Origin of the sequence: Thermacetogenium phaeum DSM 12270, from assembly GCF_000305935.1 — a bacterium.
Lineage (GTDB): Bacteria > Bacillota > DSM-12270 > Thermacetogeniales > Thermacetogeniaceae > Thermacetogenium > Thermacetogenium phaeum.
The window spans coordinates 32,486-47,408 of record NC_018870.1; the positions used below are offsets into that span (position 1 = coordinate 32,486).

A 14,923-nucleotide genomic window follows, 5' to 3' on the forward strand; every position below is an offset into this window, starting at 1 on the left:
CCCCGGCGCCACTTGCGATCTAGTCCAAAAGCCTATATTTCTTGCGCATCCTCGATTTTGACCAATGCCGCTAGCGCCGACCGGTAGACCTCTTTGATTCCCACCCCGTGTTCCCTGGCCGCCCTGGCGCAGTCCTCGTACTCCGGTGCCCTGTTGAAGACCTCCCTGCTGCCGTCCGGCGCCAGCGTGTATCCGATCTTGACGGGGATCCTTCCGTAGGGGGTTTCCACGCCGATGGTTGTGCGAAAAAGCATGATGCGCCCCTCCTGGCGCCAGCGCAGGCCCAGTGAGGATGTTTCCTGAAAGATGATCCGGGCCAGGGCGTAGAGGCGCTCCGCAGACGAGAGAACGGTCACCTGGAAGCCCGGTCTCCCTTTTTTCATGAGCAGTGGGGTGAAAGAAACGTCGACGGCACCGGCTTCCTCCAGCCTGGAGCGCAGGTAGGGCAGAAACTCGGGGTTGGTGTCGTCCACCTGGGTCTCCAGAACCAGAATCCGGCCCTCCTCGAATGCCCCTGCTCCTTTCTCGGCACGCTGATCGGACATCCGCTCCTCCCCCAGCCAGGCGCGCAGGACATTGGGCCACTCCAGGTCACTGCTCCCGGCACCGTAGCCTACCCGCTCCCAAACGGCGGGTGGCGGTGGCCCGAAGGAGGATGCCAGCGCCGTTACCAGGGCGGCGCCCGTCGGCGTGACCAGCTCTGCCTCCAGGTTTACGCCGTAGGTGGGTACCCCCGACAGGAGCTCCAGGGCCGCCGGCGCCGGAAGGGGAATCAGCCCGTGCGCGGTCTTGATGCTGCCGCGGGCGAGGGGAAGGGGTGATGCGTACAGGTGTTCTACTTTCAGGTGGGCGATCCCGATAAAGGTGCCGGCGAGGTCGACCAGTGTGTCCAGCCCTCCCACCTCGTGGAAGTGCACCTTTTCCGGGGGGGTTCCGTGGACCGCTGCCTCCGCTGCTGCCAGGCGCCGGAGGCAGGCCTCCGTTTTTGCCTTGATCTCTTCAGGGAGGCTGCTTTTTGTCACGATCTCCAGCACGGCGCTGAGGCTGCGCGCCGGGGGCTGGGGGCGGAGTTCCCTGACGGCGATCCCTTTGGCCCTGATGGCTCCCTTGTGCACCGTTTTCTCTTCGACTGCAACGGGAATCCCCAGGCGCTCTACGGCCTCCTGCAGGCACTCGAGGGGCATTCCCAGGTCGAGGAGGGCGGCCAGGCACATATCCCCGCTGATTCCTGAAAAACAGTCAAGATAGATGATTTTCATGGCTTTTCATCCCCGCTTCTCGTGATTAGGTGGGCCAGCACTGCTGCCCCGAAACCGTTATCGATGTTGACGACGCCCACACCGGGAGAACAGGTGTTGAGCATGGTCAGGAGGGCGGAGAGGCCGCCGAAGCTGGCCCCGTATCCGGTGCTCGTGGGGACGGCGATGACCGGCCTGTCTGTCAGGCCGGCGACCACGCCGGGCAGCGCCCCCTCCATCCCGGCTACGACGATCAGGACGCGCGCCCTCTCCAGCTCCTCCAGATGGGAGAAGAGGCGGTGGATGCCGGCAACCCCGACGTCGTAGATTCTGGATACTTCGTTCTCCAGCAGTTCCGCCGTCAAGGCGGCCTCTTCGGCAACGGGAAGGTCGCTTGTTCCCGCCGACAACACCGCGATTCGGCCCCAGCGCGGCTTGATTTCCGTCCGGCTCAGAAAAAGGATTCTGGCCTCCGGGCGGTATTGAGCTTCGGGGAGCTCAGTTTTGATCAGGGATGCGGTTTCCGGAGAGACCCTGGTGGCCAGGACGCGCCCGTTGTGCCCGGCCAGCTCTCTGAAGGCGGCCAGCGCCTGTTCCGGCGTTTTTCCCTGGCAGAAAATTACCTCCGGAAAGCCCCTGCGCAGGGCGCGGTGGTGGTCGATCTTGGCGGCACCGATATCCTCATAGGGTAGATGCCTGATCTTTGCAAAGGCCTCCTCCACGCTCGTCCTGCCGTCCCGGACGTCTGTGAGCAGTTTCTTTAAGCTGCTTCTGTCCATTGTAGCGGTTCTCCTTTCACTGCTGCCCGTTTGTGCCGGCCGCTCTGCAAATACCACTCCGGCTGCATCCAAGCTGCATTTTACCACCACAAGTTTAACCAGAGGGGGATCTTCCTGTCAAGAAACGGTAGCGGGCGGGGTGGGTGGTGGGCGATGAAGCCATCGCGAAGTTTTTTGTCAAAAAAGAGGAATTCAGGAGGATGTGTGGAACTTTTTTGATCAGATAAATTAAAAAAAGGTAGCGTTCTGACCAGATGGACGGAATTCCTTTTCTGCAAGGGGACGGAGCCTTGCTGACGGCGCTGGGAGCGCTGTCGCTCCTTTGCCTGCTGTTGATATTCTTCAATTTACGCCTTCTCCTCTGGAACCGGCGCCTGCAGCGCCTGCTGCGCGGCGGCGGGGAGAGTCTGGATGAGCTGCTTCGTGAGACCCTGGTGTCCTGCCGGGAGGCGAAGGCGGAGCTGAACGAACTCCGGCAGTGGTGCCGCGAGCTGGAGCAGGGTGTAGCCAAATCCCTCCGGCGCGTCGGCTTTTTGCGGTTTAATGCATTTTCCGACAAGGGCAGTGAATTGAGCTTTGCCCTTGCCTTGCTCAATAATGACGGTGACGGCATCGTTCTCTGCTGTCTGGTGGGGAGGGATGACTGTCGCCTGTTTGCCAAGCCTGTGGTCGGGGGGACGTCCCCATATCCGCTCAGCGATGAGGAAAAGGCGGCCATTCGCATGGCCAGCCGGTCAGAAGCTACCGCTGCGAATTAGAGGTTGGGGGAGGGGCAGCCATGCCCGGTAAACTGTTCCTGCGCGGGAGAAGGTTTCTCACCCGTCCCTTCACCTTTGTGGTGGTGCCCCCCGGCGGGGCGAGAACGAAAGCGGTTAGGCTTCCCTGCTGGCTGCTGGCCTGTGCGGGATTGCTCTTCGCAGGGCTAGCGGCGCTCTCCCTCTCCGGGCTGATCGGCGGTTATAGGGCGCGCTCGGAGCGGGACGAACTCCTCAAGCTGCGCCTGGTGAATGAGAGGCAGCAGCGGGAACTGGCCTCTCTTCGGGAAGAGGCTGAGGAGGCCAGGGCCTACCTGGAGGGGGTTAAAGAGCTGGATGAGAGGGTGCGCCGGATGACCGGGCTGCTTGAGCGCCGGGAGGATTACAGCAGCAGGTCCGGAAGCAGGGATTCAGCGCGCAGGCTGCGGCTCTCTACTTCCGCCGCAGAAGAAGACCCTGCTGAGGTGAGGAGGAACCTCTCCGCCGTTCAAAGGGTGGCCGCCATGGCGCGCCGCGATCTGGAGCAACTGGAGAGGGATCTTCAGGAGCACTTCAAGTACCTGGCCGCTCTGCCGGACCACTGGCCGGTGCGGGGGGAAGTGACCTCCGGATTTGGGGAGCGCCCTTCACCTTTCGGAGGCGGGCGCTCTGAGTTTCACGATGGCCTCGACCTGGCCGCTGAATATGGGGCGCCGGTTGCTGCGGCAGGGGACGGGGTGGTCGTCTTCACCGGCTACCGTCCGGGTTACGGCCATACCGTGGTCATCGAGCACGGCTACGGGTACAAAACTTCTTATTGTCATCTGAGCGGATACCTGGTGCGGGCTGGGGAAAGGGTTACAAAGGGGCAGAGGATCGCCTTGGCGGGAAATTCTGGCAGAAGCACCGGGCCGCATCTGCACTTTATGGTGGAAAAGGACGGGGTTCTCATCGACCCGCTGCAGGTGCTCAAAGAGTAGGGCGACGGAGGGGCGGGTGGCGGCCAAGTGACTCCTCGCCGGAGGCCCACCGGCGCGCCGTGGCTCTTCGGCGCTGAATTTTTTACGATTCCACGCCGGGAAGCCCACCCGAAAGGGTGGGATGAAAGGTTGTTCTTTTCACATTAGATACATTGCAAACATAAAATTAAATCGTATAATTTGGCCATGAACGGAAAGCTGTGGAAACGATCAATAACAACCGTGTACAATATTGGCTATCATCTCATCTGATGCCCAAAATACCGCCGCAAAGTCTGATAGGTGAGATGGCAGAACGGCTGAGAGATCTGCTTCTTCAGAAGGCCGATGAAATTGAGGTTGAAATTCCCAAATGGGGATCATGCCGGATCACGTGCATCTGTTCGTGAAAACAACGCCCACCAACAGCCCTCAACCGGGGAAGGCTCGTGGAGCGGAGGAGTTTTTGGTTTGCCACGGAAAGCACAAAATTTTGAACGGCACTGCGGGAGGGAGTTTAAATTGGCCTGGCTCAGGAAGGACGGTTTGAAGCTCAACGAATCCGCGGAAACCATTCTCGGCCGGGGGGCATCCTTCGAGGGAACCCTGGAGACGGAGGGTTCCGTCCGCATCGACGGCCGCTTTCGGGGTGCGGTCAGGTCGGCGGGGGATGTTGTGATCGGTGAAGGCGCCGCAGTGGAGGCCGAGCTGAAGGGGCGAAATGTCCTCATCGCCGGCTTGGTGCGTGGAAATGTCGACGCTGAGGCCAAGCTGGAGATAACCCCGAAGGGAAAGCTCTACGGCAATTTTCAGGCGTCTAGGCTGCTGGTGGAGGAGGGAGCGCTGATTCGCGGGGAGTGCCTGATGAATGGGGGGTCCCCTCTGCCGGAGGATGCCTCTGCCGGGGAAGAAGGTGTCCCCTCGGCGTCAGAAGGGGCTCCTATAGAATAGACTCCTCGTGCTGTGCCTTCAGGCTGTTGCCCCGTATAATTGACCTCTGTTTGCGCCACAATAAGGGGTGTAAAATAGCAGCCTGGAGGGAAAGAAATGGCTTTTGTGGCGGTAGAGGATGAACTCGGAAACGTTCGCAGTGCCCTCGAGGATGCCGGCTACCGGGTAGTCGGGATGAATCCGGCGGATTTGAGGAGGGCTCAGGCGGTGGTCGTGAGCGGAATGGATATCGATATGCTGCAGCAGGAGGATATCCGGACGGATGTTCCCGTGATCAATGCCGCCGGGCTCAGCGCAGAGGAGATCGTAGCCGCCGTCCGGGAGCGCCTGAAGTAACAGCCGGAGTGGGGTTTATCGGGCTGGCTTCGACAGGTGGGGACGGCGGATCACCCTCTTCCTGAACAGCCGCGATTAAGACAGCCGCTCAGGCTGTTTTTGTTTTTTCCTCACCTGTTCGCAGCCGAGGATCACGGCGCGGGCAATGCAGTCTGCCATCTTCATCACCAGCCCGAGCCGGGTGTTCTGCAGGACGAGGTACTCCAGATAACCGCCGATGTTCACCACTCCGGTGATGAAGATGTCCCCTACCGGGGGGAGATCCTTGTGGACCCCCGTTCCCGGCTTTAAGTGCCCCCTTCCGATGGTTATCGCCCCGACATTTTGCGGTTGACCAAGGCTGGCATCGACGGCAATAATAAGGGGAAAAGGGAAAGCGTTTTGGATGGCCTCGGTTTTTTCCGCCAGGTTGACGGCGTGCACCGGGTCGTCGAGGGTGCCGAAGACTGGAAGCAGCCCAGGTGCCAGCTCATTGACCCGGGACCCGACCAGCGGACCCAGGCTATCCCCTGTGGAGCGATCTGTACCGATCCCCAGCAGCACCACCGGGCGAAAACTCGATGGGTTGAGCTCCCCGAGCAGCCCTGTGAGAAACGCGGCCAGATCTCCGGCCGCGTTGCGGTCGTGGACGGACACCCGGGTTTCCTGGCGGGAGAGAATATTCTGGGGCTTGAGGCCGAAGATCATCCTTATTTCCCCCCTGCTGCGGACGGTTGAACTGCGTGCCGAAGGGGCAGCGCAATGGTAAAAAATACAATCCGTTTGTTAAATATATATGCCCGGAAGAAGGGGTTTTTAACCGCAGAATCGAAAGTTTTCAAAAAGGAGTCACCGGAAGGAAGATCTTAAATGGATAAGCGTGATCGGCTGCGGCAGCTGCCTGCCGTGCATGAACTGGTCAACCGCTGCTCCGGGGCGGGCTGCCCCACACATCTGCTCACCGCGGCGGCGCGCCAGGTGCTGGAGCGCTGGCGGAAGAAAATACTGGAGAATGGCATCGACCCGCCGGCGCCTGGGGAACTGGCTGCAGAGACGGCAGCCCTGGTGCGGTCGCGGCTCAGCCCCAGTTTGCGCCCGGTAATCAATGCCACCGGGGTCGTTCTGCACACCAACCTGGGCCGGGCACCCTTAAGCGAAGCCGCCTGTCAGGCGGTGGCCGCGGTCGCCGGGGGCTACTGTAATCTGGAAATCGACCTGGAAACGGGCAGCCGCGGAGAGCGCTACAGCCACGTGGAGGAGCTCCTCTGCGACCTGACCGGTGCCCAGGCGGCGCTGGTGGTTAACAACAACGCGGCGGCGGTTTTCCTGGCCCTCCATGTCCTGGCGCGGGGCAGGGAGGTTGTGGTTGGGCGCGGGGAGCTGGTGGAGATCGGCGGCTCCTTCCGCGTCCCGGAGATCATGGCCCAGAGCGGCGCCATCCTGAGGGAGGTGGGCACCACCAACAAGACCTATCCCCGCGATTACGAGCGGGCGATCGGGCCGGAGACCGCCTTGCTCCTCAAGGTACACCCCAGCAATTACCGGGTCGTCGGATTCACCAGGGAGGTGAGCCGCCAGGAGCTGGTGGCAATCGGGCGCAGCTACCGGATCCCGGTGATGGAGGATGCCGGCAGCGGAGTCTTCTTTGACCTGCTGGAGTTCCGGGAGGCGGGGGAATCGCTGATCGGGGAGAGTCTGGCCGCAGGGGTGGACCTGGTCACCTGCAGCGGCGACAAGCTCCTGGGAGGGCCGCAGGCCGGCATTATCGTCGGCCGGGCCGATCTGGTGCAGGCCTTGAAGGAGAGCCCCCTGCTGCGCGTCCTGCGGGTGGATAAGATGACCCTGGCGGCGCTGGAGGCCACCCTTCGTCTCTACCTGGAGGGGAAGGCAGAAGAGGCCGTTCCTGTGCTGCGAATGATCTCCCTCAAAAACTCCGAAATTGAAAGGAGAGCTATTTTTTTGAAGGAGATGTTGTCCGCTTCCTTAGGGGAGGAGTGCAAATTAGAGATTATGCCCGGATCTTCGCGCGTTGGTGGGGGCTCCCTGCCGCTGGCTGAGCTTCCGACGACGCTGCTTTCCCTGCGCCCGGGGAAGATGACGGCAGCCTCCCTGGCGGGGCGGCTGCGGCGGGGGGATCCTCCGGTTATCGTCCGCATCTGGGAGGACCGGGTTATCATCGACCCCCGCACCCTGGCGCCTGGTGAAGAAGAACAGCTGGCGGCGGCGCTGAAGGCGGCGCTGCGGGGTGAGCCGGGTACGCCGGCTGGCGAAGAGAAGGCGGGAGGTGAGAGCGATTGGATTCCTTTATCATAATCGGCACCGCCGGCCACGTTGACCACGGGAAAACCTGGCTGGTTAAGGCGCTCACAGGTGTTGATACCGACCGGCTGAAGGAGGAGAAGGAGCGGGGGATTTCCATCGAGCTCGGTTTTGCCCCTTTGCGCCTGCCCGGCGGGATCCACGCCGGGGTGGTTGACGTGCCCGGCCACGAGAGGTTTGTCAAGAACATGCTGGCGGGTGCGGGCGGAATCGACATGGTGCTCTTCGTTGTGGCGGCAGATGAAGGGGTTATGCCGCAAACGCGCGAGCACCTGGACATCCTGGAGCTTTTGCGCGTCCAAAAGGGAGTAGTCGCCCTTACCAAGGTGGACCTGGTGGATGAAGAGTGGCTCCTCCTGGTGGAGGAGGACGTGCGGGAGCTCCTCAAGCCCACCCACTTCCGCCATGCCCCGATAGTTCCCGTTTCTTCGGTAACCGGCGCAGGGCTGAAGGAGTTGCTGGACGCCCTGGCCGGGGTAGCGGCGGAGGTGAACCCCAAGCCCCGCACCGGGGAGGCGCGCCTTCCCATCGACCGCGTATTTACCATCACCGGTTTCGGGACTGTGCTCACGGGGACGCTTTTCAGCGGCACCCTGCACACCGGGGATGCCTTGGAGATCATGCCCTCGGGGTTGAGAGGGAGGGTGCGTTCCCTGCAGGTGCACGGGCAAAAGGTGGAGGAGGCGGGAGCGGGACAGCGGGTGGCGGTCAACCTGACCGGCGTGGAGGTTGGCCAGGTTAAGAGGGGGGATGTGCTCGTTACCCCCGGTGCCTTCCCGGCGGTGCGGCGGGTCGCCGCTGCTCTCCACCTCCTGGAGCGGGCGCCTCACCCTTTAAAGAACTATCAGCGGATCCGCTTCCACCTGGGGACGAAAGAGGCCCTGGGGCGGGTGCGCCTCCTCGACCGCGATGAGCTCCGGCCCGGGGATGACGCCGTCGTCCAGATCGAGCTGGAGGAGGCGGTGGTGGCAGCGGTGCACGACCGCTACGTGATCAGACAGTACTCCCCTGTGACGACCATCGGCGGGGGGGAGATCATTGAATGTGGGGGGAAGCGCTACAAGCGGTTCCGCCCGGAGGTGCTGCGGCAGCTGGAGCTCAAGCTCACCGGCTCCCCTTCCGCCAGGGTTGCCGGGGAGCTTAGGGCCGCGACCGCTCACCTTTCCTTGGCCGACCTCTCCGGCAGGACCGGTTTGGGAGAGGCGGAGGTGCGGGAGATTCTTCATGAGCTGCAAAGAGAGGGGGACGCCCTCCTGTTCGAGTTCGGCGGGGAGACCCTGGCCGTTCCCTTTGCCCTGTATGAGGAGTGGCTGGGTAAGGTGAAGGAGGTTCTATCCGCTTATCACTCCCGCTATCCTCTGCGCAGCGGTTTTCCTAAGGAGGAGCTGCGCTCCCGCCACTTCAAGTTTCTCCCGGCGCGCTTGTATCAGGCGCTTCTCGATCGCTGGGCTGCCGCTGGGGAGGTTGTCGTCAACGGCCAGAACCTGGTTATGCCGGGGTTTAACCCCAGCCCGACCCCGGAGCAGGCGGCGCTTATCGACCGGCTGCGGGCCGAGCTGAGCGCTTGCCCCTTCTCCCCACCGGGGCCGGAGGAGATCCTGCGACTTTTAGAAAACGACGGCGAACTCCTTCAGTACTGCCTGCAGACGGGCGTATTGGTCAAAGCAGGGGAGGAACTCTATTTTCTCAGGGATGCGGTGGAGCAGGCCTGGAACATCCTGGAGGCTCATCTGCGGGAGCATCAGGAGATGACGGTGGCCACGGCGCGGGATCTGCTGGGGACCTCCCGGCGCTACTGTCTGCCGCTGCTGGAGCATTTCGACCGCCTGAAAAAAACGCGCAGGATTGGGGATAAAAGGATGCTCTATTTCCAAAAAAATTAATGCGACTAGAAGGGTTTTGCCGATGTTTACCGAATTAGATCGGAATAATGTTTGTTGATCGCGCCGGGCGTTGGCAGTCTAAAAAGAAGGGGGTGGCGCTGGAGCATTCCCGGCTTGACAGTAGGTATCAGGGCAGCCAAAAGGCGCCTGTTGTCTTTTTGGAAGGAGCGCCTGGGAAAGGTGCGGGCTGAAAAGGAGCGGGGAAGTGATGCTCTGTATAAAGAGTTTTGCCGATGCATCAAATAACCGGCCGGGAAGTGTGGAAGGATGTTATAAGCCTTTGGAGTATCTGATAGCTGGTCGCATGTCGTCGTCCGTTGTATAACTTTGTTTTTTTAGAAAACGAATCGGGAAGGGGATGTTTTAAGTGCGATTGTGGAGGAGGAAGGGTAAAGCCCTGGCCGTAATCACGGCGCTGGTCTTTGTCTTGAGCGTCTTTGCCGCCGGCTGCGGCTCTCAGGGAACGGAAAAAACCCAGGGAGCTGCGGGCGACACCATCAAGATCGGGGTAAACTATGAGCTTTCCGGCAATGTGGCCACCTACGGCACCAGCTGCAAGAACGGCATCCTGCTGGCCTTTGAGGAGATCAACGCCAAAGGGGGAGTCCTGGGCAAAAAGATCGAGCCGCTGGTGCAGGATAACAAGTCCGACAACGCCGAGTCCTTGAGCGTTGCCACCAAGCTGGTTTCCCAGGGCATCGTCGCCATGATCGGGCCGGCTACGACGGGGAATGTCATGGCCGAAGAGCCGGTTCTTACCGACGCCAAGATCCCACTGCTAGCCACCGCTGCCACCGCTCCTCAGGTCACCTTTGATGAAGAGAAAAACAAGGTGCGGGACTTTGTGTTCCGGATCTGCATCATCGACCCGGACCAGGCGCTGGTCATGGCTAATTTCGTCGCCGACGAGCTGAAGCTGAAGAACGGCGCCATCATGGTGGATACCACCAATGACTACAGCAAGGGGCTGGGAGAGAACTTCAAAGAGTACTTCACTGCCAAGGGCGGCAAGATTGTTGCGGAAGAGGGCTTTGTCAGCACCGATAACGCCTTCAGGGCTCAGCTCACCAGAATCGCCGCCAAGAAGCCTGACTTCATTTATGTTCCCGCTTACTACAACCAGGTGAGCCTGATCATCAAGCAGGCCCGGGAGCTCGGGATCGATGTTCCCTTCATGGGTGCGGACGGCTGGGATTCTCCGGAACTGGTTAATATCGCCGAGGCCAAGTCCCTCAATGGCTGCTACTTCACCAACCATTATTCCGTAGAGGATCCCTCTCCGAAGATTCAGGATTTCGTCAAGGCCTATCAGAAGAAATACAATGTTATTCCCGATGCATTCGCCGCTCTGGGCTATGATGCCGGTTACCTGATGGCGGCGGCCATCGAGAAAGCAGGGGAGGCCGACCCGATCAAGATCCGGCAGGCCCTGGAGGAGATCGAGGACTTCGAGGGTGTCACCGGCAAGCTCTCCTTCGATGAGAAACACAACCCGGTCAAAGAGGTCTCCATCATCAAGATGGTGGACGGCAAACAGCAGCTGGTAACCAAGCTGATGCCGAGGCAATAGAAGGAGAAGGGGCAGTTGGAAGTAAGGGAGGGCCTTAAGCCCTTCCCTTTTTCCTGTCTTGGTAGCCGCGAACGGAGGTGAGAGGATGCAGGATTTGCTCCAGCAGTTGCTAAACGGTTTGTCCCTCGGCAGCATCTATGCCTTGATCGCTGTGGGCTACACAATGGTCTACGGCATTGTCCAGCTGATCAATTTTGCCCACGGTGACGTCATGATGGTGGGTGCCTATGTTGCTCTCGGCGCTGCCCTGCTCGGTTTGGGGTTTGTCCCCAGCCTCGTCCTGGCGATGATCGTCTGTTCTCTGCTGGGCGTGGTTATCGAACGCGTGGCCTACAGGCCGGTGCGCCCTGTGAGCAGGCTGGCTGCTCTGACCAGCGCCATCGGTGTTTCCTTATTTCTGGAATATGCGGTGATGTTCGTCTTATCACCAAAGGTCTGGACATACCCGGCAATTCTCAAGGAACGCATCTTCCGGGTGGGAGGTATCGTCATCACCAGCAAGGATCTGCTGGTATTGGGAACCACTCTGGTGTTGGTAGTGATTCTGCAGTACATCATTTATCGGACGCGCATCGGCAAGGCAATGAGGGCGGTCTCTTTTGACGGAACGGCAGCCCAGCTGATGGGCGTCAACGTCAATTCCACAGTCGGGGTGACCTTTGCCATCGGCTCCGCCATGGCGGCCGCCGCCGGGCTTTTAATCGGCTTATACTTCAACACCGTTCAGCCTCTGATGGGGCTGATGCCCGGCCTCAAGGCCTTTATTGCCGCCGTGCTGGGAGGCATCGGGAGTGTACCCGGTGCCATGTTGGGGGGAATTCTTTTGGGGATGACAGAGGCCCTGGTCAGCGGATTCGGGGGTTCCATGTACCGGGACGCCGTAGCCTTCGGTATTCTCATTCTGATTCTCTTAATCCGGCCTACGGGGTTGCTGGGGAAAGGCATACAGGAGAAAGCGTAGGTGGATGTAATGCAAAAGAGATGGAGTGCCAACATTGCTCTTATCTTCGTCCTGGTTGTTATCTTCGCTGCCGTGCAGGTGGGGATCGACAGCGGGCTTCTCTCCGATTACCTGCTGACCAGCGTTTTTTTGATTGGGATTAATATCATCCTCGCCTCCAGCCTCAACTTGATCAACGGTTTTACCGGGGAGTTCTCCCTGGGGCATGCCGGTTTCATGGCCGTGGGGGCCTATGTGGGGGCTGTGATCACGGTCAAGCTCGGGCTCCCCTTCCCACTGGCGATCATCTGCGGGATGCTGGCAACGGCTCTGGCCGGTCTCCTTGTGGGGCTCCCGACGCTGAGGCTCAAAGGGGACTACCTGGCGATCGCCACCTTAGGGTTCGGGGAGATCATCAGGGTGATCCTGGTGAACATCGAATATGTGGGGGGAGCCAGGGGTATTCTGGGGATACCCCGCGTCGTCAACTGGCCGATCCTCTTCTGCGCCGTGGTCTTATCGGTGTTGCTGATCCGGAATTTTATCTGTTCCACCCACGGCAGGGCCTGCCTGGCCATCAGGGAGAACGACCTGGCGGCGAGCATGATGGGGATCAACGTCACCTTCTATAAGGTGCTGGCCTTCGTGATCGGGGCGTCGCTGGCAGGGCTGGCGGGTGTGCTTTACGCCCACTACTTCTACATCATCCAGCCTGCCAAGTTTTCCTTCCTGCTCACCTTCGACGTTCTGGTGATGGTCATGGTGGGTGGCCTGGGAAGCCTGACGGGATCTGTGGTCGGTGCCGTTCTCCTCACCATCCTCTCTACCGCCCTTCAGGCTATCCCGGAGCTGCGGATGGTCCTCTACGCCCTGCTGCTGATCACCTCCGCCGTCTTCCGCCCTCAGGGTCTGCTGGGGGAGAAAGAGCTGACCTTGCACATCTTTAAGCGCTGGGGAGGTGTTTTCGGTGCCGCTGCTCACCGTGAACAGGCTCAATAAGAGCTTCGGTGGTCTGGTAGCCCTCAACAACTTCAATCTGAACGTCGAAGAGGGGGAACTCGTCGGCCTTATCGGCCCCAACGGTGCGGGCAAGACGACCGTCTTCAACCTCCTGACCGGGCTTTATCAGCCGACCTCCGGCAGCATCGTGTTCGAGGGACGCGACCTGAAGGGGAAGCCGCCCCACCTGATAACGAAAATGGGAATAGCCCGCACCTTTCAAAATATCCGCCTTTTCGGCAACCTTTCGGTGCTGGATAACGTCAAGATCGCCTATCAGTCGGTTCTCAACTACGGGCTGATCCCTGCTTTCTTCCGGGTTCCCCCTTATTCCCGCAGGGAATCGGAAATAGAAAAGGAGGCCCTGGGGCTTTTGGAGATTATGCACCTGGAGAGGTACGCCGCGGAAAAGGCGAAAAACCTCCCCTACGGGGAGCAGCGCCGCCTGGAGATCGCCCGGGCGCTGGCTACCAAACCCCGTCTCCTGCTCCTGGACGAGCCCGCAGCGGGCATGAACCCCCAGGAGACGCAGGAGCTGCTTTCTTTGATCAGATGGATCCGGGAACGGTTCGGGCTGACCATCATCTTGATCGAGCATGACATGTCCCTGGTGATGGGCCTCTGTGAGCGGGTTCTGGTGCTCAACTACGGTTCCCTGATTGCCGAAGGGACGCCCCAGGAAATCCAGCAAAATCCCAAAGTGATCGAAGCCTATTTGGGAGTTGATGAGGGGGTGACGGCATGGGAGGAATAAAGCAGCCGGTGCTGAGCCTGGAGGATGTCAACGTTCACTACGGCGCCATTTGGGCCTTGAAGGGGGTCAACCTCACGGTCGGGGAAGGGGAGATCATCAGCCTCATCGGAGCCAACGGTGCGGGAAAGACCACTACATTGCGAGCGATCTCTGGCATCGTCAGGGCGACTTCGGGGAGGATCACCTTTCGGGGGGAGGACATCACCAGGATGGCCGCCCACGACATCGTCAAGCGCGGGATTGCCCAGGTTCCCGAAGGGCGCCGGGTTTTTGCCAATCTTACCGTGATCGAAAACCTGGAGATGGGTGCCTACATCCGCAATGACAAGCAGGGGATTAAGGAGGACCTGGAGAGGGTCCTGGAGCGCTTCCCCCGCCTCAAAGAGCGCAGGAACCAGATTGCGGGGACGCTGAGCGGTGGGGAGCAGCAGATGCTCGCCATCGGGCGCGCCCTGATGACGCGTCCGAGCCTGATGCTGTTGGACGAACCGTCCATGGGGCTGGCGCCCCTGCTGGTCAAGGAGATCTTTGCCATTATCGAGGAGATCAACCGGGAGGGAACCACCATTCTGCTGGTGGAGCAGAACGCCAGGATGGCCCTGCAGATCGCCGAGCGCGCCTATGTGCTGGAGACGGGAAGGATCGTCCTTGAGGGGCCGGCGAAGGAGCTGTCCAGGCGGGAAGAGGTTAAGAAGGCATATCTCGGTGGTTAATGTGGATAAATTATTGCGAAGGGGGCGGTTCAGTTGCGTGTGCGTGACAAGATGACTCCCAACCCTGTGACCATCACCCCGCAGACGACCATCGCCGAGGCCCTGACGCTCATGAGAGAGGGCAAATTCAGGCGTCTCCCTGTTCTCGACCGGGGGAAGCTGGTGGGGATCGTCACCGATCGGGATTTGAGCGAGGTCTCCCCTTCACCGGCCACATCTTTGAGCATCTTTGAGCTCAACTACCTGCTGGCGCGCACCAAAATCGACACCATTATCAAGAAGCAGAAGGTGATCTCCATCTCACCTGATGCCTATCTCGAAGAGGCGGCACTGATGATGCGGGACAACGAGATCGGCGCCATTCCGGTGGTTGAGGACGGGAAGCTGTTGGGGATCATTACCGAAAGCGATATCTTTGACGCCTTCATTGAATTGATGGGGTTGCGGGATCCGGGCACCCGGCTGGAGCTGGAGCTGGAAGACAAGCCGGGGATGCTGGTCCGGGTCTCGGAGATCGTCTGGAAGAACGGGGGGGACATCTCCCACCTGGCGGTGTTTCATGAAAGGCTCGGCCGGGCGACCCTGGTGCTGCAGCTGCGTACGACGAACGCCGAAGATATCGTCAAGGCCTTAAAAGAGGAGGGGATTTCGGTCAAGTCCGCCGCCTGGAAGGGGCATGCCTGAGGGCGGGAGGGGCCTTTCAGAAATTAGAGGCCTGCTCCGCCCGGCTGGACACGGTCTTTTGGGATATGATAAAATAACTCTGGCA

Annotated in this window: 16 protein-coding genes; 13 read left to right on the forward strand and 3 right to left on the reverse strand. The window is 60.3% G+C overall.

What is annotated here, in order from left to right:
• Positions 1-32: 32 nt before the first annotated feature.
• Both larC and larB read right to left on the reverse strand, forming a co-directional pair.
• A complete protein-coding gene (gene larC, locus TPH_RS00175; RefSeq protein WP_015049206.1) occupies positions 33-1,259 on the reverse strand; it encodes a nickel pincer cofactor biosynthesis protein LarC in 1,227 nt (408 codons plus the stop codon).
• Positions 1,256-2,017: a nickel pincer cofactor biosynthesis protein LarB gene (larB, locus tag TPH_RS00180; protein WP_015049207.1), complete on the reverse strand. Its 762-nt coding sequence runs from the start codon at positions 2,015-2,017 to the stop codon at positions 1,256-1,258. Before larB ends, larC begins: the two co-directional genes overlap by 4 nt.
• 254 nt (positions 2,018-2,271) lie before the next feature.
• Between larB and TPH_RS00185 the strand changes: the two genes are divergently transcribed.
• The 4 genes from TPH_RS00185 to TPH_RS00200 all read left to right on the forward strand — a co-directional run bounded on the left by TPH_RS00185 (position 2,272) and on the right by TPH_RS00200 (position 4,997).
• Complete coding sequence (locus TPH_RS00185; RefSeq protein ID WP_015049208.1) at positions 2,272-2,775, forward strand: DUF4446 family protein; 504 nt, start codon at positions 2,272-2,274, stop codon at positions 2,773-2,775.
• 20 nt (positions 2,776-2,795) lie between these two features.
• On the forward strand, positions 2,796-3,731 hold the full coding sequence (locus TPH_RS00190; RefSeq protein WP_015049209.1) for a M23 family metallopeptidase: 936 nt from the start codon (positions 2,796-2,798) through the stop codon (positions 3,729-3,731).
• A 501-nt stretch (positions 3,732-4,232) separates the two neighbouring features.
• Positions 4,233-4,661 (forward strand): bactofilin family protein, encoded by a 429-nt coding sequence (locus TPH_RS00195; protein WP_015049210.1) that lies wholly within the window; start codon positions 4,233-4,235, stop codon positions 4,659-4,661.
• Between the two features lie 96 nt (positions 4,662-4,757).
• Positions 4,758-4,997: a YkuS family protein gene (locus TPH_RS00200; protein ID WP_015049211.1), complete on the forward strand. Its 240-nt coding sequence runs from the start codon at positions 4,758-4,760 to the stop codon at positions 4,995-4,997.
• 75 nt (positions 4,998-5,072) lie between these two features.
• Here TPH_RS00200 and yyaC read toward each other — a convergent pair whose 3' ends face one another.
• A complete protein-coding gene (gene yyaC / locus TPH_RS00205; RefSeq protein WP_015049212.1) occupies positions 5,073-5,684 on the reverse strand; it encodes a spore protease YyaC in 612 nt (203 codons plus the stop codon).
• 162 nt (positions 5,685-5,846) lie between these two features.
• On the opposite strand from yyaC, the gene selA reads away from it, so the two are divergent.
• The 9 genes from selA (at position 5,847) to TPH_RS00245 (ending at position 14,838) form a co-directional block, all read left to right on the forward strand.
• The gene (selA, locus tag TPH_RS00210; protein WP_015049213.1) at positions 5,847-7,289 is read left to right on the forward strand and encodes an L-seryl-tRNA(Sec) selenium transferase; all 1,443 of its coding nucleotides are present in this window, start codon (positions 5,847-5,849) and stop codon (positions 7,287-7,289) included.
• Positions 7,271-9,178 carry a selenocysteine-specific translation elongation factor gene (gene selB, locus TPH_RS00215; protein WP_015049214.1) on the forward strand — a complete coding sequence of 636 codons (1,908 nt, stop codon included), beginning with the start codon at positions 7,271-7,273 and terminating at the stop codon, positions 9,176-9,178. Before selA ends, selB begins: the two co-directional genes overlap by 19 nt.
• A 114-nt stretch (positions 9,179-9,292) precedes the next feature.
• On the forward strand, positions 9,293-9,424 hold the full coding sequence (locus TPH_RS16135) for a hypothetical protein (RefSeq protein ID WP_269077475.1): 132 nt from the start codon (positions 9,293-9,295) through the stop codon (positions 9,422-9,424).
• Positions 9,425-9,545: 121 nt separating this feature from the next.
• Positions 9,546-10,748: an ABC transporter substrate-binding protein gene (locus TPH_RS00220; RefSeq protein ID WP_015049215.1), complete on the forward strand. Its 1,203-nt coding sequence runs from the start codon at positions 9,546-9,548 to the stop codon at positions 10,746-10,748.
• A gap of 85 nt (positions 10,749-10,833) precedes the next feature.
• Entirely contained in the window at positions 10,834-11,709 is an 876-nt protein-coding gene (locus tag TPH_RS00225; protein WP_015049216.1) for a branched-chain amino acid ABC transporter permease, read from the forward strand.
• Positions 11,710-11,718: 9 nt separating this feature from the next.
• Positions 11,719-12,687, forward strand: coding sequence for a branched-chain amino acid ABC transporter permease (locus tag TPH_RS00230; protein ID WP_015049217.1), 969 nt, complete (start codon positions 11,719-11,721; stop codon positions 12,685-12,687).
• Positions 12,656-13,441 (forward strand): ABC transporter ATP-binding protein, encoded by a 786-nt coding sequence (locus tag TPH_RS00235; RefSeq protein WP_015049218.1) that lies wholly within the window; start codon positions 12,656-12,658, stop codon positions 13,439-13,441. Before TPH_RS00230 ends, TPH_RS00235 begins: the two co-directional genes overlap by 32 nt.
• Complete coding sequence (locus tag TPH_RS00240) at positions 13,429-14,154, forward strand: ABC transporter ATP-binding protein (protein ID WP_015049219.1); 726 nt, start codon at positions 13,429-13,431, stop codon at positions 14,152-14,154. Before TPH_RS00235 ends, TPH_RS00240 begins: the two co-directional genes overlap by 13 nt.
• A 39-nt stretch (positions 14,155-14,193) precedes the next feature.
• Entirely contained in the window at positions 14,194-14,838 is a 645-nt protein-coding gene (locus TPH_RS00245; RefSeq protein ID WP_236608837.1) for a CBS domain-containing protein, read from the forward strand.
• The last annotated feature ends 85 nt before the right edge of the window (positions 14,839-14,923 follow it).